Annotated in this window: 15 protein-coding genes; 4 read left to right on the top strand and 11 right to left on the bottom strand. The window is 63.7% G+C overall.

The annotated features are described in order from the left end of the window. Nucleotides 1–7: 7 nt before the first annotated feature. The 9 genes from bamA to rpsB all read right to left on the bottom strand — a co-directional run bounded on the left by bamA (nucleotide 8) and on the right by rpsB (nucleotide 10084). Entirely contained in the window at nucleotides 8–2311 is a 2304-nt protein-coding gene (gene bamA / locus B0G82_RS13635) for an outer membrane protein assembly factor BamA (RefSeq protein ID WP_116140542.1), read from the bottom strand. A gap of 67 nt (nucleotides 2312–2378) precedes the next feature. After that, complete coding sequence (gene rseP / locus B0G82_RS13630; RefSeq protein WP_121308687.1) at nucleotides 2379–3764, bottom strand: RIP metalloprotease RseP; 1386 nt, start codon at nucleotides 3762–3764, stop codon at nucleotides 2379–2381. Between the two features lie 7 nt (nucleotides 3765–3771). Then, nucleotides 3772–4977 (bottom strand): 1-deoxy-D-xylulose-5-phosphate reductoisomerase, encoded by a 1206-nt coding sequence (locus B0G82_RS13625; protein ID WP_106279639.1) that lies wholly within the window; start codon nucleotides 4975–4977, stop codon nucleotides 3772–3774. A 10-nt stretch (nucleotides 4978–4987) separates the two neighbouring features. Further along, nucleotides 4988–5809 carry a CDP-archaeol synthase gene (locus B0G82_RS13620; RefSeq protein ID WP_116140540.1) on the bottom strand — a complete coding sequence of 274 codons (822 nt, stop codon included), beginning with the start codon at nucleotides 5807–5809 and terminating at the stop codon, nucleotides 4988–4990. Continuing rightward, nucleotides 5803–6585: a polyprenyl diphosphate synthase gene (gene uppS / locus B0G82_RS13615; RefSeq protein ID WP_106279635.1), complete on the bottom strand. Its 783-nt coding sequence runs from the start codon at nucleotides 6583–6585 to the stop codon at nucleotides 5803–5805. Before uppS ends, B0G82_RS13620 begins: the two co-directional genes overlap by 7 nt. A 63-nt stretch (nucleotides 6586–6648) precedes the next feature. Then, on the bottom strand, nucleotides 6649–7209 hold the full coding sequence (gene frr / locus B0G82_RS13610; protein ID WP_012433445.1) for a ribosome recycling factor: 561 nt from the start codon (nucleotides 7207–7209) through the stop codon (nucleotides 6649–6651). Between the two features lie 100 nt (nucleotides 7210–7309). Next, entirely contained in the window at nucleotides 7310–8023 is a 714-nt protein-coding gene (gene pyrH, locus B0G82_RS13605) for a UMP kinase (RefSeq protein WP_012433446.1), read from the bottom strand. 221 nt (nucleotides 8024–8244) lie between these two features. Continuing rightward, nucleotides 8245–9126, bottom strand: coding sequence for a translation elongation factor Ts (tsf, locus tag B0G82_RS13600; RefSeq protein WP_106313372.1), 882 nt, complete (start codon nucleotides 9124–9126; stop codon nucleotides 8245–8247). A gap of 205 nt (nucleotides 9127–9331) precedes the next feature. Further along, nucleotides 9332–10084: a 30S ribosomal protein S2 gene (gene rpsB / locus B0G82_RS13595; RefSeq protein ID WP_012433448.1), complete on the bottom strand. Its 753-nt coding sequence runs from the start codon at nucleotides 10082–10084 to the stop codon at nucleotides 9332–9334. Between the two features lie 479 nt (nucleotides 10085–10563). Here rpsB and map point away from each other — a divergent pair, with 479 nt between their 5' ends. The 4 genes from map (at nucleotide 10564) to B0G82_RS40425 (ending at nucleotide 16263) form a co-directional block, all read left to right on the top strand. Beyond that, the gene (gene map / locus B0G82_RS13590; protein WP_116117591.1) at nucleotides 10564–11373 is read left to right on the top strand and encodes a type I methionyl aminopeptidase; all 810 of its coding nucleotides are present in this window, start codon (nucleotides 10564–10566) and stop codon (nucleotides 11371–11373) included. 30 nt (nucleotides 11374–11403) lie between these two features. Continuing rightward, nucleotides 11404–13983: a [protein-PII] uridylyltransferase gene (locus tag B0G82_RS13585; protein ID WP_121307636.1), complete on the top strand. Its 2580-nt coding sequence runs from the start codon at nucleotides 11404–11406 to the stop codon at nucleotides 13981–13983. 208 nt (nucleotides 13984–14191) lie between these two features. Further along, nucleotides 14192–15532, top strand: a complete 1341-nt coding sequence (locus tag B0G82_RS40430; RefSeq protein WP_241974542.1) for a hypothetical protein — start codon at nucleotides 14192–14194, stop codon at nucleotides 15530–15532. Continuing rightward, nucleotides 15511–16263 carry a pseudouridine synthase gene (locus B0G82_RS40425; protein ID WP_241974541.1) on the top strand — a complete coding sequence of 251 codons (753 nt, stop codon included), beginning with the start codon at nucleotides 15511–15513 and terminating at the stop codon, nucleotides 16261–16263. The genes B0G82_RS40430 and B0G82_RS40425 overlap by 22 nt, the downstream gene beginning before the upstream one ends. Nucleotides 16264–16386: 123 nt before the next feature. Here B0G82_RS40425 and def read toward each other — a convergent pair whose 3' ends face one another. Together def and ligA are read right to left on the bottom strand one after the other, a co-directional pair. After that, complete coding sequence (gene def, locus B0G82_RS13575; protein ID WP_012433453.1) at nucleotides 16387–16920, bottom strand: peptide deformylase; 534 nt, start codon at nucleotides 16918–16920, stop codon at nucleotides 16387–16389. Beyond that, nucleotides 16917–18983, bottom strand: coding sequence for an NAD-dependent DNA ligase LigA (gene ligA, locus B0G82_RS13570; protein ID WP_121307634.1), 2067 nt, complete (start codon nucleotides 18981–18983; stop codon nucleotides 16917–16919). The genes def and ligA overlap by 4 nt, the downstream gene beginning before the upstream one ends. Between the last annotated feature and the right edge of the window lie 57 nt (nucleotides 18984–19040).

Raw genomic sequence — 19040 nt, 5'->3', positions numbered from 1 at the left:
CGCCGGATCAGAATGCCGTCCCGATCTGGAACTGGAATTTCTGATACTGGTCGCCGGTGTGCTTCGTAAGCGGGAAGCCCAGGCTGAGCTTGAGCGGGCCGATCGGCGAGATCCACGCCAGACCGACACCGTAGCCGTAACGCAGGCCGTTGGCGCCGATACTGTTGCCTTCCGTACCCCACACGTTACCGGCGTCGAGGAACGTGAAGACACGCAACGTGCGGTCGTAGCCCGTGCCCGGCAGCGGGAACGTCAATTCGATGTTACCCACCAGCAGCTTCGAGCCGCCGATCGGGTCGTTCGTCTTGGCGTCGCGCGGACCCAGCGAGCTCGGCTCGTAGCCCCGCACCGAACCGATACCGCCCGCATAGTAGTTCTTGAAAATCGGATAAGGCTTGCCGCCGAGGCCGTTACCGTAACCGCCCTGGAAGTTGAAGCCCAGCACGAAGCCGCGCGAGAACGAATAATAGTACTGCGCGTTGATGTCGGCCTTGTAGTACTGCGTGCCGCCGATCGGCGTGCCGTATTCGGCGTTCGCCTGCGTGAAGTAGCCGCGGCTCGGCACCAGCGCGCTGTCACGCGCGTCGCGCGACCAGCCCACCGTGATCGGCACGTTGTTCGACACGCGGCCGAATTCATGCACGTAGTCGATGTAGCTCTGCGGCGTGTTCGCGTCGATATCCAGCTGGTTCTGCTCGAGGCCGGCACCGAAATACACCGTGTCGACTTCCGAGAACGGAATACCGAACTTCAGGTCGCCACCGATCGTGACGATCTTGAAGCTCGAATCCGTGGAGTAGTACAGCGGCTGGTACGTACGGTAGTAGACGTCGGTAATACGCTTGATGCCGTCGACCGTGAAGTACGGGTCGACCTGCGTGACCGTCAACGTACGGTACGTCTTGGCGGTATTCACGTTCACCGAGAGACTCGTGCCCGAGCCGAACACGTTGTCTTGCGACACGCCGGCCGAGAGCACCACCTTGTCGGTCGACGAGAAGCCCGCACCCAGCGTGATCGCGCCGGTCGGTTTTTCGGCCACCTTGACGTCCACATCGACCTGGTCCGGCGTGCCTTCCACGGGCACCGTGGTCACGTCGACATCGGTAAAGTAGCCGAGACGGTTGATCCGGTCTTTCGACAGCGCGAGGCGGTTCGAATCGAACCACGAGCTTTCGAGCTGGCGCATTTCGCGGCGCACCACTTCGTCACGCGTACGCGTATTGCCGACCACGTTGATGCGGCGCACGTAGACGCGGCGGCTCGGATCCACCTGCAGCGTCAGGTCGACCTTGTGGTTGGCCTGATCGATCTGCGGCTGCGCGTTGACCGTGGCGAACGCATAGCCGTATTCGCCCAGCTTGTCGACGATAGCCTTGGTCGTGGCCTGCAGCTTTTCAGCCGAGAAGCGGTCGCCCGGTTTGATCTTGATGAGCTTGGCCAGCTCCGGCTCGCGATCGAGCAGATTGCCCGCCAGCTTGATATTCGAAATCGTGTACGGCTCGCCTTCGTGCAGCGTGACCGTCAGATACATGTCCTTCTTGTCGGGCGTGATCGACACCTGGGTCGATTCGATGTTGAACTCGAGATAGCCGCGATTCAGATAATACGAGCGAACGTTTTCGAGGTCGCCGGTCAGCTTGTCTTTCGCGTACAGGTCGTTCTTCGTGTACCACGAGAACCAGTTCGGCGTGGACAACTGCATTTCGTCGCGCAACGTGCCCGTGCTGAACGCCTTGTTGCCGATGAAGTTGATCTGGCGGATCTTCGCGCTCGGACCTTCGGCCACCGAGAACAGCACCGACACGCGATTGCGGTCGATCGGCGTGATCGTGGTGGTGACTTCAGCGGCGTAGTAGCCGCGCGTCAGATACTGACGCTTCAGTTCCTGCTCGGCCTTGTCGACCAACGCCTTGTCGTAATAACGGCCTTGCGACAAACCCACGGCGCGCAGCGCCTTGGTCAGATTTTCCTTGTCGAACTCATGAATGCCGGCGAAGTCGATCGTGCCGATGGCCGGACGTTCCAGCACCTGCACGATGACGACGTTGCCTTCGGTCGCGATCTTGACGTCGTTGAAGAAGCCCGTGGCATACAAAGCGCGGATGGCTTCCGATGCCTTGTCGTCGCTGAAGGTGTCGCCTTGCTTGATGGGCAGGTAGGCAAACACAGTACCAGGTTCGACGCGTTGCAATCCCTCGATCCGGATGTCTTGCACCACGAAGGGCGTCGTTGCGTGAGCAACCAGCCCATGCGCGGCGAACGCCGCGGCTATAACCGTCTTTGGAACAAAGCGATGAGGTTTAAACAACGTGCTTCCCCAGTGTGTATAGCTGCATCAGGTCGGGCGGTCGCCATCGTGAACGCCGCCGAACACTTTAAAAATGGATTAAACGAGCCAGATCGTTGAACAGCGCGATCGCCGACAACGCGACGATGCAGGCGAGACCCGCCCTCTGAAAAACGAGTTGCCAGCGATCGGAGACAACTTTACCGGTAACAGCTTCAACCAAATAATATAACAGATGACCCCCGTCCAATACCGGAATTGGTAACAGGTTCAGTACACCAAGGCTAATACTGACAAGGGCCAGGAACGACAGGAATGCAGAAGGACCTAGACGTGCGCTCTTTCCTGCGTAATCGGCGATCGTGACCGGACCGGAAAGATTTTTCAGCGATGCCTCGCCTACGATCATCCTGCCGAACATGCGCACCGAGTAAACCGCGAGATCCCACGTGCGGCGTGCACCCAACTGCAAGCTTTCAACCGGACCGTAATGCACGTCGATCGACGGCACCTGCGTGGCCAGTTCCGCGCCGATGCGGCCGATCTGCTGCCCGGTCGTTTCATCGCGCTGCGCCTGCGGCACGATGTTCACGTCTTCGAGCTTGCCCGCCGCTTTACCGCCTCGCTCGACCTGCAGCGTCACCGCTTTGCCGGCGTGCGATTTTACATAAGCGATGAAGGCCGTGGCGTTATCGGTCGGAATATCATCGACGGCACGCAGACGATCGCCGGCAACGAGGCCGGCCTTTTGCGCCGCGCTGCCCGGTTGCACACCCGCGACCGTCAGCTTGCCACCGCCCGGCTCGAAACCGAGATGCGACATGAAGTCGTCATCGACATCTTTTTCGCTGAGGCCGCGCAGATCGAGTTGGAAATCCGAGGTGCCGTGTGCGTCTTTTGCACTCAGAACGATGCGCTTGTGATCGAATGCCGCGCCGAGCAGCTTCCAGCGCAGGTCTGACCACGAACGCACCGGCTCGGATTCGGCAGCGTTCTCGGCACGCACGGCAACGATCGTTTCACCGCCGTCAAAACCGGCAACAGCCGCGGGCGTATTCGGCGCGGGCGCCGCGATCACCGCCGCCGGCTCCGTCACGCCAGTGGCGAAGACGAGCGCGAACAGCACGATGGCCAGCAGGAAGTTCGCGACCGGACCGGCCGCGACAATCGCAAAGCGGCGCCACACGGACTGCCGGTTGAACGCATGCGGCAAGGCTTCGGCGGGAATCGGCTCAGCGCCCGTTTCGCGCTCGTCGAGCATCTTCACGTAGCCGCCGAGCGGCAGCGCGGCAATGGTCCATTCGGTGCCCGTCTTCGGACTCACCCACTGAAACAGCGGCTTGCCGAAGCCGATCGAAAAGCGCAGCACCTGGACGCCGCACAGGCGCGCCACGCTGTAATGCCCGTATTCGTGGACGACCACGAGTACGCCAATCGCGACCGCGAAGGCGAGCAGTTCGATCAGCAGGTTCATGAGCGCCTCACTGGACGGCGCGTTCCGTGCGACGGGCGCCGTCGGGCAGACGCGCGATGAATTCGGCAGCGGCGCGACGCGCGGCGGCATCCGCTTCGATCACGTCTTCGAGCGCATGCGCGCTGCGGTTCGGCAATGCGCTGAGCACCGCGTCGACCACCTGGGCAATCGCCATGAAACCGATCTGGCGCGCGAGGAACGCTTCAACCGCGATTTCATTCGCGGCGTTCAGCGCCGCGCTCGCCAGGCCGCCCTCGGCCAGTGCCTTCACTGCGAGAGCAAGGCACGGAAAGCGCGTGTAATCCGGCTTTTCGAACGACAGGGACGCGACCTGCAGCAGATCGAGTTGCGCCACGCCCGAATCGACGCGATCCGGAAACGCCAGCGCATGCGCGATCGGCGTGCGCATGTCGGGATTGCCCAGTTGGGCGAGCACCGAGCCGTCGGCGTAGGACACCATCGAGTGAATCACGCTCTGCGGGTGAATCAGCACCTCGATGCGCTCGCCCGGCAGATCGAACAGCCAGTGTGCCTCGATCACTTCGAGGCCCTTGTTCATCATGGTGGCCGAGTCGACCGAAATCTTGCGGCCCATGACCCAGTTCGGATGCTTACAGGCTTCGTCCGGCGTGACGTCGACGAGGGTGGCCGGTTCGCGCGTGCGGAACGGCCCGCCCGACGCGGTCAGAATGATCTTGGAGACGCCGCCGTGCAGCGCGGCCTCGCGCGGCAGGCACTGGAAAATCGCGTTGTGTTCGCTGTCGACCGGCAGCAGCACCGCGCCGTTGTCGCGCACCGCGTCCATGAAGATCGCGCCGGACATGACCAGCGCTTCCTTGTTGGCAAGCAGGATGCGTTTGCCCGCGCGCGCGGCGGCAAGACTCGGCGCGAGGCCGGCCGCGCCGACGATCGCCGCGACCACCGTATCGCAGCCGTCGCTCTTCGACACGTCGACGAGCGCTTGCGGTCCATACGTGACCTCGGTCTTGCAACCCGCTTCGCGCAGTTTCGCCGCGACGCTCGCGGCCGTATCGGCGTCGCCGACCACCGCGACTTCGGGCTGAAAGCGCAGGCATTGCTCGACGAGCTTGTCGCCGTTGCGATGCGCGCTCAGCGCATAAACCGAAAAGCGCTCGGGATGACGCGCGACGACGTCGAGCGTGCTGTCTCCAATCGAGCCCGTGGAACCGAGCAATGTCAGACGTTTTTGCATATCTCTTTCTCTAGCCGAGCAGCAGCATGGCAAGCGGCAGCACCGGCAACAAGGCATCGATGCGGTCGAGCACGCCACCGTGCCCCGGCAACAGGCCGCTTGAATCTTTCACACCGGCCTGGCGTTTCATCATCGATTCGAACAGGTCGCCCACCACGCTGAATGCCACCAGCAAGGTCAGCGCGAGCAGCGTGCGCACGGCGCCCCAGTGCGCCAGCAGCGCAGAATACAGGGTCGGCTCGAACGCATGCAAAAAGACCGCCGCCGCCGCGACGATCATCACCACCAGCCAACCGCCGATCGCGCCCTCCCAGGTCTTACCCGGACTGATGGCAGGCGCCAGCTTGTGTTTTCCAAACGCTTTTCCGGAGAAGTATGCGCCGATATCGGCCAGCCATACCAATAGCAGCAGCGACAGCACGAATGGCACACCCTGCATGCGCGCGGCGACGAGAGCATGCCAGCACGCGACGAATACCACAATGCCGGCAAGAAACAGGAAGGGACGCCACGCGCCCTGCGCGAGCGTGGGCTTGCGCAGCAGCACGAACGGGCCGGCGATCACCCAGAAAATAGCGGCCGCTTCAAAGAGCGGCCTGGCCTGTTCGATGCCGGTACCGAGGCGCGTGCTTGCCACCAGCGCCACTGCGGCGATCAGGGCGTAAATGACCGGGCCCGCGCCGCCCAGCTTGAGCAGGCGCGCCCACTCCCACGCGGCGAACACGACGACAAAAGCGATCAGCGCGCCGAACGCGCCCACCGGCGCGAACAACGTGACCGGCAGGAACACTGCCAGCAGGATGATCGCCGTGATGACACGGGTTTTTAGCATGGAAGCGAATCGACGTTTTGCGATTGCGGCTCGAGTTGAGCACTGGTGCGGCCGAAGCGGCGTTCGCGCTCCGCGTACGAAGCGATGGCGTGGCCGAGCGCGTCGGCGTCGAAATCCGGCCAGAACGTGTCGGTGAAGTAGAACTCGGTGTAGGCGAGTTGCCACAGCAGGAAGTTGCTGACGCGGCGCTCGCCGCCTGTGCGGATGAAGAGATCCGGCTCCGGCGCATAAGCCATGGAGAGGTGTTCGGCGAACGAATCTTCGGTCACCTCGACCGCCTTGCCCGCCAGCGCCGACTGTTCGGCGAGCTTGCGGGTGGCCTGCATGATGTCCCAGCGGCCGCCGTAATTCGCGGCAATCGTGAGTGTGAGACGGGTATTGCGCGCGGTCTTGGTCTCCGCACGCTTGATCAGGTCGCGGATGCGCGTATCGAAGCGGGCCAGGTCGCCCACCACGCGCAAGCGGATGCCGTTCGCATGCAGCTTGCCGATCTCGCGCTCCAGCGCGGTCACGAACAGGCGCATCAGGAACGAGACTTCCTCGTTCGGACGGCGCCAGTTTTCCGAGCTGAAAGCGAACAGCGTCAGATATTCGACACCCTGACGGGCGCACGCCTCGACGGCCGCACGCACCGCGTCGACGCCGCGCGTATGGCCCGCCACGCGCGGCAAGCGCCGCTGGGTGGCCCAACGGCCGTTGCCGTCCATGATGATCGCGATATGTCGCGGCACCGCGGCGACATCAGGCACGCGCACGGTTGAGCTGGTATAGGTCATGGCCGTCGGGACAGTGACTGCAAATAAAAGAAGTGGAGAACGTGAGCAACTGAGCGGCCGGCCTCAGACCGTCATGATCTCGGCTTCTTTCGTCACGACGAGCTTGTCGATTTCGGCGACGAACTTGTCCGTCAGCTTCTGAACGTCGTCGCCCGCACGACGTTCGTCGTCTTCCGAAATTTCCTTGTCTTTCACGAGCTTTTTCAGCTGCTCGTTGGCGTCGCGGCGCAGGTTGCGCACCGCGACCTTGGCCGTTTCCGCTTCGCTCTTGACCACTTTGGTCAGTTCGCGGCGGCGTTCTTCGGTCAGCGCGGGCATCGGCACGCGGATCACGTCGCCTTGCGTGGCCGGGTTCAGACCCAGGTCCGACTCGCGGATCGCCTTTTCGACGACCTGCACCATCTTCTTTTCCCACGGCTGCACGCCGATCGTGCGTGCGTCGATCAGCGTCAGATTCGCGACCTGCGAAATGGGCACCGGCGAACCGTAGTAATCGCACTGGATGTGATCGAGCAGGCCCGTGTGCGCACGGCCCGTGCGGATCTTCGACAGGTCGTTCTTGAACGCGTCGATGGAACGCTGCATCTTTTGTTCAGCGCCCTTCCTGATATCAGCCACAGACATTTTTAAACCTCCGAACCTTCAAAACGGTGCGAGCCGGCCAGCGCGCGCAAGATACGGCGGCCCGGGCTCGCGCTAAAGCCCACGTTATGTGAACGAGAGTTTACACGTGGACGAGGGTACCCTCGTCGTCGCCTTGTACGATGCGCTTGAGCGCGCCCGGTTTGACGATCGAAAACACCCGGATCGGCAGTTTCTGGTCGCGGCACAGCGCGAATGCCGTGGCGTCCATCACCTGCAGATTGCGGCCGATCGCCTCGTCGAAGCTGATCGTGGTGTAACGCGTCGCGCTCGGGTCTTTCTTCGGGTCGGCGGAATACACGCCGTCTACCTTGGTTGCTTTCAGCACGACTTCCGCGCCGATTTCCGAGCCGCGCAGAGCGGCGGCCGTGTCGGTCGTGAAGAACGGGTTGCCGGTGCCGGCCGCGAAAATCACGACTTTGCCTTCTTCGAGCTGGCGAATCGCGCGGGGCCGGATGTACGGCTCGACCACCTGGTCCATGCGCAGCGCCGATTGCACGCGCGCCTCGATGCCGGCGTGGCGCATGGCATCCTGCAGCGCCAGCGCGTTCATCATGGTGGCCAGCATGCCCATGTAGTCGGCCGTGGCGCGGTCCATACCCGCCGCGCCGCCCGCGACGCCGCGGAAAATATTGCCGCCGCCGATCACCACGGCCAGCTGCGTTCCGAGACGGACCACTTCGGCCACGTCCGCTACCATTCGTTCGATGGTCGCGCGATTGATGCCAAAGGCATCGTCGCCCATCAGAGCTTCACCGGAGAGTTTGAGCAGGACGCGTTTATAGGCAGTGGGCATAGGGGTATCCAGATCGCGCAGAACAGGGCAACAACAAGGGACTAATGTAGGGGTGAAATGCTGATTCGGGCAAGCGTCGCCAAATTGACGAACCCTGGGTTCGCCAGCGGCGGCTGCGCGGCGAGGGTCAACCCGCGCGCAGCCTTGCGGCGCTGCCGACCGCGGCAAAGTCTTGCTCCGCCGCGGGTCCGACGATACAACAGTTGCTGCTTAGGTAAGACTTATTGTTGCTTTGCAGCAGCGACTTGAGCGGCCACTTCAGCTGCGAAGTCGTCCTGCTTCTTCTCGATGCCTTCGCCCACCACGAACAGCGCGAACTTCTGCACGCTCGAGTTGCCGGCCTTCAGCATCTGTTCGATCGTCTGCTTGTCGTTCTTAACGAACGTCTGGTTCAGCAGCGACACTTCCTTCAGGTACTTCTGCACGCTGCCGTCGACCATCTTGGCGACGATTTCAGCCGGCTTGCCCGATTCAGCAGCCTTCTGCTCAGCAATGCTGCGCTCCTTGGCGATCAGGTCCGCCGGCACGTCGTCCGACGACAGCGAAACCGGCTTCATCGCGGCGATGTGCATCGCGACGTCCTTGCCGACCTGCTCGTCCGCGCCGGTGTACTCGACCAGCACGCCGATACGCGTGCCGTGCAGGTACGCTGCCAGCTTGTTCGAGGTTTCGAAGCGCACGAAACGGCGGATCGACAGGTTTTCACCGATCTTGCCGACGAGTGCCAGACGCACTGCGTCGACCGTCGAGCCGTCCAGCGGGAGTGCCGCCAGCGCTGCGACGTCAGCCGGATTTTGCGTGGCGACCAGTTCAGCGACTTTCTTCGAGAAACCCAGGAAGTCGTCGTTCTTCGAAACGAAGTCGGTTTCGCAGTTCAGCTCGACCAGCGAACCCGCGTTGCCGCCGATGAACGAGGCAACCACGCCTTCTGCCGTTACGCGCGATGCAGCCTTGCTGGCCTTGTTGCCCAGCTTCACGCGCAGCAACTCTTCAGCGCGCGCCATGTCGCCGTCGGCTTCCGTCAGCGCCTTCTTGCATTCCATCATCGGCGCGTCGGTCTTTGCGCGCAGTTCTGCAACCATGCTTGCGGTAATTGCCGCCATCATTTGCTCCTTGAGTTCCGTCTGTCACACACCGCCCGCACTTCGATGCCGGCGGCAAGAATTCGTTTCAGCGTTTACCGTATTTTTTACGGAGGACGCGTTGAGCGCTGCTTCGGACATTGCCGGCAGCGCCCCACTACAATGTCGCGGCTTAAAAAAAGGGGGCCTGTAGAAAGCCCCCTTTTTTGCCGGACACGGGGCAGCTTTACGCTTCCGAGTTGACCTCGACGAACTCGTCGCCGTCGCCACCACGTGCAGCCTGCACCACTTCGTTGACCGCGTTCGCACGGCCTTCGACGATCGCGTCAGCCACGCCAGCCGTGTACAGAGCGACAGCCTTCGAGGCGTCGTCGTTACCCGGGATCACGTAGTCGATGCCTTCCGGCGAGTGGTTCGTGTCGACCACGGCGATGACCGGAATGCCGAGCTTGTTCGCTTCGGTCACGGCAATCTTGTGGTAGCCGACGTCGACCACGAAAATCGCGTCCGGAATGCCGCCCATGTCTTTCACGCCGCCGATCGACTTGACCAGCTTGGCCATTTCGCGTTCGAACAGGAGCGCTTCCTTCTTGCTCATGCGTTCGGTTTCACCGGCTTCCAGCGCTGCCTCCATGTCCTTCAGGCGCTTGATCGAAACCTTCAGCGTCTTGAAGTTGGTCAGCATGCCGCCGAGCCAGCGTGCGTTGACGAACGGCATGCCAGCGCGCTGTGCTTCTTCAGCGATCGTGTCGCGCGATTGACGCTTCGTTCCGACGAACAGGATCGTGCCGCGATTGGCTGCCAGTTGACGCGCGTACTTCAGCGCGTCGTTGTACATCGGCAGCGTCTTTTCGAGGTTGATAATGTGAATCTTGTTGCGATGACCGAAAATGAAGGGGGCCATCTTCGGGTTCCAGAAGCGCGTTTGGTGACCGAAGTGGACACCGGCTTCCAGCATTTGACGCATGGTAACTGCCATGAAAATCTCCGCGAGGGTTGGGTCTTAAGCCGGCTGCCGTATCGGCCGCGCTGCCATCTCTCTGGCTGAACGCGACGGACACCCTGGGTGCGCCGGCTTGCGAGTCTGCTGCGTGTACTGCCTTTTGTTGCCTTTTCGTTGCCTGTTGCCTTCTTATGCTCTGCTTTCGCTTCTGCATGACCTCATAGTGCAGGCAACCGGCGCTATGAGAAGCCAATCGTGCCGCTTTTTTGCCCACATGGACAAATATTGCAAGACAGAGATCGACTTAGCCAAAGATTATAGCACGCGACTATTGCACGACTCAACCTACCCGGTAGCCCCGTTGATGGCCTGCGGGTTGCACCCGCGCGAGCGCCGGCCGCCTTGAACAAGCCCGCACGCGAGCCTGAGAAAGCCGCCGGTCCGGCCGCAAAAGCCTGCGGCGGTCGGAATATGGTGCGATAATCCTGCAATAAATCGCATTTCAGGCCCGACTCATGGCTATTACGCTCAAAAACGAACACGATATCGCGCAAATGCGCGTCGCCTGCAAACTGGCAAGCGAAGTGCTCGACTACATTACTCCGTTCGTCACCGCCGGCATCACGACCGGCGAACTCGACCGTCTGTGTCACGAATACATGCTGAAGGAACAGGGCACCGTTCCGGCGCCGCTGAACTATCAGCCGCCCGGCTACCCGCCCTACCCGAAGGCCACCTGCATTTCCGTCAACGACGTGATCTGCCACGGCATTCCCGGCGACAAGACGCTGAAGAACGGCGACGCTCTCAATATCGACGTCACCGTCATCAAGGAAGGCTATTTCGGCGACACCAGCCGCATGTTCATCGTCGGCGAAGGCTCGATCATGGCGAAGCGGCTCGTGCAGACCACCTTCGAATGCATGTGGCTCGGCATCGACCAGGTGCGCCCGGGCGCGCATCTCGGCGATATCGGTTACGCGATCCAGAAACATGCGGAAAGCCATGGCTACAGCGTGGTGCGCGAATACTGCGGCCACGGCATCGGCACGGTATTCCATGAAGACCCGCAGATCCTGCATTACGGCCGTCCCGGCACCGGACTCGAACTGCAAACCGGCATGATCTTCACGATCGAGCCGATGATCAACGCCGGCCGCCGCGACATTCGCACCATGCCGGACCAGTGGACCGTCAAGACCAAAGACCGCAGCCTGTCGGCGCAGTGGGAACATACGATCCTCGTCACCGAAACCGGCTACGACGTGCTGACCGTCTCCGCCGGCACGCCCGCGCGCCCGCCGGTCGTCGCGGCCACGGCCTGACCGACTTCCCACCTCTGCGCCTCCCTGCCAATGAGTAGTGTTCCAGCCGTCGCTCAATCCCCTGCCACGTCGCTCAAGGCGGAGTACAAAGTGGCCAAAGCCCAACTGCTGGAACGTTTCAGGACGGCCACCAACGTCGACGCGTTGATGGCCTCGTTGGCGCGCGCCACCGACGACTCCCTGCGCGCCGCCTGGAACACCTGCGAACTTCCGCCCGAACTGGCGCTAGTGGCGGTAGGCGGCTACGGGCGCGGCGAATTGGCGCCGCATTCCGATATCGACATTCTGGTCCTGCTGCCCGACGCACCGATCGGGCATCTCGAACCACGTATCGAACGCTTTATCAGCCTCGCATGGGATTTAGGGCTGGAACTCGGCAGCAGCGTGCGCAGCGTGTCGCAATGCCTCGAAGAAGCCGCCAACGACGTCACGGTGCGCACCTCGCTGCTCGAGGCACGGCGCATTACCGGCAGCGCTGAGCTGTTCGACGACTTCGCGAAGCGTTACCGCGAAGCGCTCGACCCGAAAGCCTTCTTCCAGGCCAAAGTGCTGGAAATGCGCCAGCGCCACGCGAAATTCCAGGACACGCCCTACTCGCTCGAACCCAATATCAAGGAAAGCCCGGGCGGCCTGCGCGATCTGCAGCTGATTCTGTGGATCACCCAGGCGGCCGGTTTCGGCAGCAGTTGGCGTGAACTCGAAGCACGCGGCCTGATCACCGAGCGCGAGGCGCGCGAGCTTCGCCGCAACGAGAGTTTCCTGAAGGCGCTGCGCGCCCGGCTGCATGTGATCGCCGGGCGTCGTCAGGACATCATGGTGTTCGACCTGCAAACGGCGGTGGCCGAGAGCTTCGGCTACAAGCCGACCGCGACCAAGCGCGCGAGCGAACAGCTGATGCGCCGCTATTACTGGTCCGCCAAGGCGGTCACGCAGCTCGCCACGATCCTGATACAGAACATCGAAGCGCAGCTCTTCCCCAGCACGAGCGGCATTACGCGCGTGCTGTCGGACCGCTTTGTCGAAAAGCAGGGCATGCTGGAAATCGCCAGCGACGACGTGTTCCAGCGCGAGCCGAACGCGATCCTCGAGGCCTTCCTGCTGTACGAACAGACGCCCGGCGTGAAGGGCCTGTCGGCGCGCACGCTGCGCGCAATTTACAACGCCCGCGACGTGATGGACCAGCACTGGCGGCGCGATCCGGAAAACGGCCGCCTCTTCATGGACATCCTGAAGCAGCCGGCCGGCATCACCCACGCGCTGCGATTGATGAACCAGACCAGCGTGCTGGGGCGTTACCTGCTGAACTTCCGGCGCATTGTCGGACAGATGCAGCACGACCTGTATCACGTCTACACCGTCGACCAGCACATCCTGATGGTGCTGCGCAATCTGCGCCGCTTCGCGGTGGCCGAACACGCGCACGAATATCCGTTCTGCAGCCAGTTGATCGCCAACTTCGACCGGCCGTGGGTGCTGTACGTCGCGGCACTGTTTCACGACATCGCCAAAGGCCGCGGCGGCGACCATTCCACGCTAGGCATGGCCGACGCGCGGCGCTTCTGCCGCAATCACGGCATCGAGGGCGAGGACGGTGAACTGGTCGTGTGGCTGGTTCAGCAACATCTGACCATGAGCCAGGTCGCGCAAAAGCAGGACACGAGCGACCCGGAGGTCATCAAGCGGTTCGCCGAACTGGTCGGCACCGAGCGGCGCCTCACGGCGCTCTATCTGCTGACCGTGGCAGATATTCGCGGCACCAGCCCCAAAGTCTGGAACACGTGGAAAGGCAAGCTGCTGGAAGACCTGTACCGCGCCACGCTCGCCGTGCTGGGCGGCGCGCGGCCGGATGCGCATTCGGAGCTGAAGTCGCGTCAGGAAGAAGCGCTCGCGCTGCTGCGCCTCGAAACCGTGCCGGAAGGCGCGCAGAAAGCGCTGTGGGACAAGCTCGACATCGGCTATTTTCTGCGCCACGACGCGGCGGATATCGCGTGGCAAACACGTGTGCTGTACCGCCACGTGGAAACGCCCACGCCGATAGTGCGCGCCCGTCCGTCGCCGATCGGCGAGGCGCTTCAGGTGCTGGTGTACGTCAAGGACCAGCCGGATCTGTTCGCCGGCATTTGCGCGTATTTCGACCGCAACGGGCTGTCGGTGCTCGATGCGCGGGTCAGCACGACTCGACACGGGTACGCGCTCGATAATTTCCTCGTCGCGCATACCGAAGAAGACGTGCATTATCGCGATATTGCCAATCTGGTCGAACAGGAACTGACCGCCCGCCTCACCGGTGACGGCACCCTGCTCCCCGGGCCGTCGAAAGGCCGTTTGTCGCGGCTGTCGCGGACCTTCCCTGTTACCCCGCGCGTCGATCTTCGGGCCGACGAGCGCGGCCAATACTACATCCTGTCCGTGTCGGCGAACGACCGGCCAGGCCTTCTTTATTCGATCGCGCGCGTGCTGGCCGAGCATCGGGTCGGCGTCGCTTCGGCGCGGATCAATACGCTCGGCGAACGCGTCGAAGACGTGTTCCTGCTGGATGGACACGGTCTGTCGGACAGCCGCCTGCAAATTCAGGTCGAGACCGAACTGCTGCGCGCGATCGCAGTGTGAGATTTCATGCGAGTCAAATTAACAGCCAAGCACCCGCGGCCGGCTTCGTCCGAACGCGCCCCTGTCCGTACCGGCAGCACGTCGGCGCGTAAGCCGACGCGCCCGGCGGGACCCAGGCCGGCGACGCCGGCTCCCGGCGGGGCGCGGGACGAACGCGCCGGCGCGGCCGGCGGCGGTAAGCGGCCGGCGGGCGCTGGCAAACCGGCCGGTGCCGGCGCGCGTCCTGCGCGTCCCGCCAGGGCTGAAGGGTCGTTTTCGCGCGAGCGGGACGCCGGTGGCGCGCCGCGCGCGGCGTCGGATCGACCGGCGCGCCGCGAGGGCGCGGGTGGTGCGCCGCGTCGGTTCGAAGGCGGTGGCGATCGTGCTCCGCGTCGGGATGATGGTGAGCGTGCGCCGCGCCGGTTTGAGGGTGGCGGCGATCGTAGCGAACGTGCGCCGCGCAGGGCTGACGGCGAACGGGGTCCACGAAGGTTTGAAGGTGGCGGCGATCGTGCTCCGCGTCGGGATGATGCGGAACGCGCGCCGCGCCGTTTCGAAGGCGGCGCGGATCGCGGCGAACGTGCGCCGCGCCGGGCGGACGGCGAGCGCGGCCAAGGCGCTCCGCGTCGGTTTGAAGGCGGTGGTGACCGTACCGGCGGCGCCCCGCGCCGTTTCGAAGGTGCGGGCGATCGCGCTGAGCGGGCTCCACGCAGGTTCGAGGGCGGTGGCGATCGCTCGGAACGCGCGCCGCGCCGATTTGAAGGCGCAGGCGATCGAGCCGAACGCGCTCCGCGTCGCTTTGAAGGCAGTTCAGATCGCGGCGAACGCGCCCCGCGCCGTTTCGATGGCGCCGCGGACCGCGGTGACCGCGCGCCACGTCGTGAAACCGGTGATCGAGCCGAACGCGCACCGCGCCGCTTCGAAGGCAGCACGGATCGCAGCGAACGCCCGCCGCGCAGCTTCGGCGATCGCGCTCCGCGCCGCGACGACGGCGAACGCCGTCCGTTCAGCGGAGCACGTACGGGCGCAGGCCGTACGTCGGAAGGCGCTCCGCGTGGCGAGCGTCCGGAACGCCGTGAACGCGATGCATCCGACCGCCCGCGTTTCAGCAGCGACCGTGGTGCTCCGCAAGACCGCCGAGGCAGCGAGCGCGGGCCGCGCAGCGATAGCGCGCCGCGCCGTTTCGAAGGCGAACGCGGTGCATCCGAACGCGGCGAACGCAGCTTCGCCAAGCCCGTCAAAGCCGGCTTCAGCGACCGCGCGGACCGCCCGGCGCGCGCGCCGCGCGACGAGCGTGGCGAACGCGCCCCGGCCAAACGCGAATTCGGCGACCGTCCGGCGCGCAGCGCTGAGCGCAATGAACGCACCGAGCGTGGCGAGCGCCCAGTGCGCAGCTTCGACAAGACGCTGCCGGCCGCCGGCCGCCGGTTTGGCGACGACCGTCCCGCGCGCGCCGACAAGCCGCGTGGCGCGGCCCGAGCCGAGCGCGACAGCGAAATCGACGCCGCTCCGCGCACCCCGCGTCGTGACTACGAAGACGCGCCGGGCATGCTGCGCCTGTCCAAGCTGATGTCCGAACTCGGCATGTGCTCACGCCGCGAAGCCGACGAGTGGATCGAAAAAGGCTGGGTGATGGTGGACGGCGAGCGCATCGACACGCTCGGCACCAAGGTCCGTCCGGACCAGCGCATCGAAATCGACCCCGCCGCCGAGGCCGCGCAGATGAGCCAGGTGACGGTGCTGATTCACAAGCCGGTGGGTCTGGTCTCAGGTCAGGCGGAAGACGGTTATCAACCGGCCATCACGCTGGTCACGCCGGAGAATCGCTGGGAAGGCGATCACTCGGACATCCGCTTCTCCGTCGCGCATTTGCGCCAGCTTGCGCCGGCCGGCCGCCTGGACATCGATTCGACGGGCCTGCTGGTGCTGACGCAAGACGGCCGGATCGCCAAGCAACTGATCGGCGGTCATTCCGAGATCGATAAGGAGTATTTGGTGCGCGTGGCATTCGGCGAACACACCACCGACGTCGAAAGCCACTTCTCGCCCGAAAGTCTCGAGCTGCTATGCCACGGCCTGTCGCTCGACGACGTGCCGCTGAAGCCCGCGCAAGTGAACTGGCAAAACGGCGAGCAATTGCGTTTCGTGCTGCGCGAGGGCAAGAAGCGCCAGATTCGCCGCATGTGCGAACTGGTCGGCCTCGAAGTAATCGGCCTGAAGCGCGTGCGCATGGGCCGTGTGATGCTGGGCGCGCTGCCGCCGGGCCAATGGCGTTATCTGTCGCCGGACGAGTCGTTCTAAAGCCGCGCGCCTGACCGACGCCTCAAGAAAAAACCCCACGCAATCGCGTGGGGTTTTTTTATCCCTGCGCTGCGCCAAGCCGAATACGCCAGCGCCGCAGTGCCCGAAGCAGCACAAGCCGCCTCAATCGTCGCTATTCGGATCCATATCCGGAAACAGCACCTCCGTGAAGCCGAACTTCGCGAAGTCGTTGATCCGCATCGGATACAGCTTGCCGATCAGGTGGTCGCACTCGTGCTGCACCACGCGCGCGTGAAAGCCCTCGGCGACACGGTCGATCGGCTTGCCGTATTGATCGAAGCCGTGATACTTGATCATTGAAAAGCGGCTCACCGCGCCACGCAGCCCCGGCACCGACAGACAGCCCTCCCAGCCCTCCTCCATATCCAGCGAGACCGGCGTGATGGTCGGGTTGATCAGCACCGTTTCCGGCACCGGCGGCGCGTCCGGATAGCGCTCGTTGTGCCCGAAGCCGAAGATCACCACCTGCAGATTCACGCCGATCTGCGGCGCGGCAAGGCCCGCGCCGTTCGCGTCGTGCATGGTCTCGAACATGTCTTTGACGAGCTCATGCAACTCGGGCGTGTCGAAGTGATCGACCGGATCGGCAATACGCAAAAGGCGCGGATCGCCCATCTTGAGAATTTCGCGGATCATAACTGCCCCTCCAGGAGCTTACGCATACCATCTTCGTCGAGTACGGGAACGCCGAGTTCCTCAGCTTTCGCCAACTTGCTGCCCGCATCGGCGCCCGCCACCACATAGTCCGTTTTCTTCGATACGGAGCCGGCCACTTTTGCGCCGGCCGCTTCCAGCATTTCCTTCGCCTCTTCGCGGGCAAGGCTCGGCAAGGTGCCGGTCAGCACGACCGTCTTGCCGGCCAGCACGCCCACAGGCGCCTTCGGCGCGGGCGGGCCTTCGGGCCACGTGACCTTGCCCGGCGCGCGCAACTGCTCGACCACCGTGCGGTTGTGCTCCTCGGCGAAGAACTGATGAACCGACTCGGCGACCACCGGCCCCACGTCGTTGACCTCGAGCAAGGCTTCGACCGAGGCGTCCATGATCGGATCCAGTGAGCCAAAGTGCTTGGCGAGATCTTTCGCCGTGGATTCGCCCACATGCCGGATGCCGAGCGCGTAGATGAAGCGCGCCAACGTGGTGTGCCGGGCTTTTTCGAGCGAATCGAGCAGGTTCTGCGCGGACTTTTCGGCAAAGCGGTCGAGTTCGGCGAGCGTGGCAAAACCGATGTTGAACAGATCGGCCGGCGTACGCACGAGGTTTTGTTCGACCAGTTGGTCGATGATCTTTTCGCCGAGGCCGTCGATATCCAGCGCGCGCCGCTGCGCGAAATGCCAGAGCGCCTGCTTGCGCTGCGCGGGGCAAAACAGGCCGCCGGTACAACGCGCGATAGCCTCGTCCGGCAGGCGCTCGATGCTCGAACCGCACACCGGACATTGCGTGGGCATAACAAATTCGCGGGCGTCGGGGGGACGCCGGTCGAGCAGCGCGCTCACCACTTCGGGAATCACGTCGCCGGCGCGCCGCACGATCACCGTGTCGCCGATGCGGATGTCCTTGCGACGCACTTCGTCTTCATTGTGCAGCGTGGCATTCGTAACCGTCGCGCCGCCGACGAACACCGGCTCCAGCCGCGCTACCGGCGTGATCGCGCCGGTCCGGCCGACCTGCACGTCGATCGCGACGAGTTTGGTCAGCGCCTCCTGCGCGGGGAATTTGTGCGCCAACGCGAAGCGCGGCGCGCGCGACACGAAGCCGAGCGCGTCCTGTTCATCGCGCCGGTTGACCTTGTAGACCACACCGTCGATGTCGTACGGCAGCTTCTCGCGTTTCTCGCCGACGCCGTGGAAAAAGCCCAGCAAGCCCTCGGCGCCCTGCACCACGGCTCGCTCGCTATTCACCGGCAAGCCGAGTTCCTTGTACCAGTCGAGCAGTTCGCTATGCGTGGCCGGCATCTCCATGCCTTCGAGCACGCCGATGCCATAAGCGAAAAACGACAGCGGCCGTTGCGCGGTGATCTTCGAGTCGAGCTGCCGCAAGCTGCCCGCCGCGGCGTTGCGCGGATTGGCGAATTCCTTCTGTTCCGCAGCCCGCTGGCGTTCGTTCAGACGCTCGAAATCGCGCTTGAACATCAGCACTTCGCCACGCACGTCGAGCACGTGCGGGACACGCTTGCCCTTGAGCTTGAGCGGAATGGAGCGAATCGTGCGAACGTTGCCAGTGACGTTCTCGCCGGTCGTGCCGTCGCCGCGTGTGGAGGCTTGCACAAAAGCGCCGTCGACGTAACGCAACGAGATGGCGAGGCCGTCGAATTTCAGCTCGGCCGCGTAGTCGACCGGCACCGGCGGCTCGCTCGCGTTCTTGCCGAGCGCGTCGCCGACGCGCTTGTCGAACGCGACGATGTCTTCGTCGGCGAAACCGTTGTTCAGCGACAGCATGGGCTGGTCGTGCACGACCGGCTCGAAGCCGCTCGCCGCCTCGCCGCCTACGCGCTGGGTGGGCGAATCCGGCACGATCAGGTCCGGATGCTCCGTCTCGATACTCTCCAGTTCCTTGAACAGCTTGTCGTATTCCGCGTCAGGCAAATCCGGCTGGTCGAGCACGTAGTACGCGTAGTTGGCGCGTTCGAGTTCCGCGCGCAGCCACGCGGCACGCTCGGCCGGGGCGTTGGTTGCGGGATGTGAGGCGGAGGTTCGGGCCATGCTGTCGGAAGGTTCTTCAGTGAAGTTCAGACATTGGATTATCGCAGGAAGCGTGCC

This window comes from Paraburkholderia sp. BL17N1 (genome assembly GCF_003634175.1).
In the GTDB taxonomy this organism is placed as follows: domain Bacteria; phylum Pseudomonadota; class Gammaproteobacteria; order Burkholderiales; family Burkholderiaceae; genus Paraburkholderia.
The sequence above is the reverse complement of the archived record's forward strand: the minus strand, read 5'-3'. Positions and strand labels throughout refer to the sequence as shown.

What these genes read in the sequence shown, in the direction of transcription:
- rseP (WP_121308687.1), bottom strand. Translation starts at nt 3,764, where the DNA reads ATGAACCTGCTGATCGAACTGCTCGCCTTCGCGGTCGCGATTGGCGTA.
- def (WP_012433453.1), bottom strand. Translation starts at nt 16,920, where the DNA reads ATGATCCGCGAAATTCTCAAGATGGGCGATCCGCGCCTTTTGCGTATT.
- map (WP_116117591.1), top strand. Translation starts at nt 10,564, where the DNA reads ATGGCTATTACGCTCAAAAACGAACACGATATCGCGCAAATGCGCGTC.
- ligA (WP_121307634.1), bottom strand. Translation starts at nt 18,983, where the DNA reads ATGGCCCGAACCTCCGCCTCACATCCCGCAACCAACGCCCCGGCCGAG.
- B0G82_RS13620 (WP_116140540.1), bottom strand. Translation starts at nt 5,809, where the DNA reads ATGCTAAAAACCCGTGTCATCACGGCGATCATCCTGCTGGCAGTGTTC.
- tsf (WP_106313372.1), bottom strand. Translation starts at nt 9,126, where the DNA reads ATGGCGGCAATTACCGCAAGCATGGTTGCAGAACTGCGCGCAAAGACC.
- frr (WP_012433445.1), bottom strand. Translation starts at nt 7,209, where the DNA reads ATGTCTGTGGCTGATATCAGGAAGGGCGCTGAACAAAAGATGCAGCGT.
- B0G82_RS13585 (WP_121307636.1), top strand. Translation starts at nt 11,404, where the DNA reads ATGAGTAGTGTTCCAGCCGTCGCTCAATCCCCTGCCACGTCGCTCAAG.
- rpsB (WP_012433448.1), bottom strand. Translation starts at nt 10,084, where the DNA reads ATGGCAGTTACCATGCGTCAAATGCTGGAAGCCGGTGTCCACTTCGGT.
- B0G82_RS40425 (WP_241974541.1), top strand. Translation starts at nt 15,511, where the DNA reads ATGCTGCGCCTGTCCAAGCTGATGTCCGAACTCGGCATGTGCTCACGC.
- uppS (WP_106279635.1), bottom strand. Translation starts at nt 6,585, where the DNA reads ATGACCTATACCAGCTCAACCGTGCGCGTGCCTGATGTCGCCGCGGTG.
- pyrH (WP_012433446.1), bottom strand. Translation starts at nt 8,023, where the DNA reads ATGCCCACTGCCTATAAACGCGTCCTGCTCAAACTCTCCGGTGAAGCT.
- B0G82_RS13625 (WP_106279639.1), bottom strand. Translation starts at nt 4,977, where the DNA reads ATGCAAAAACGTCTGACATTGCTCGGTTCCACGGGCTCGATTGGAGAC.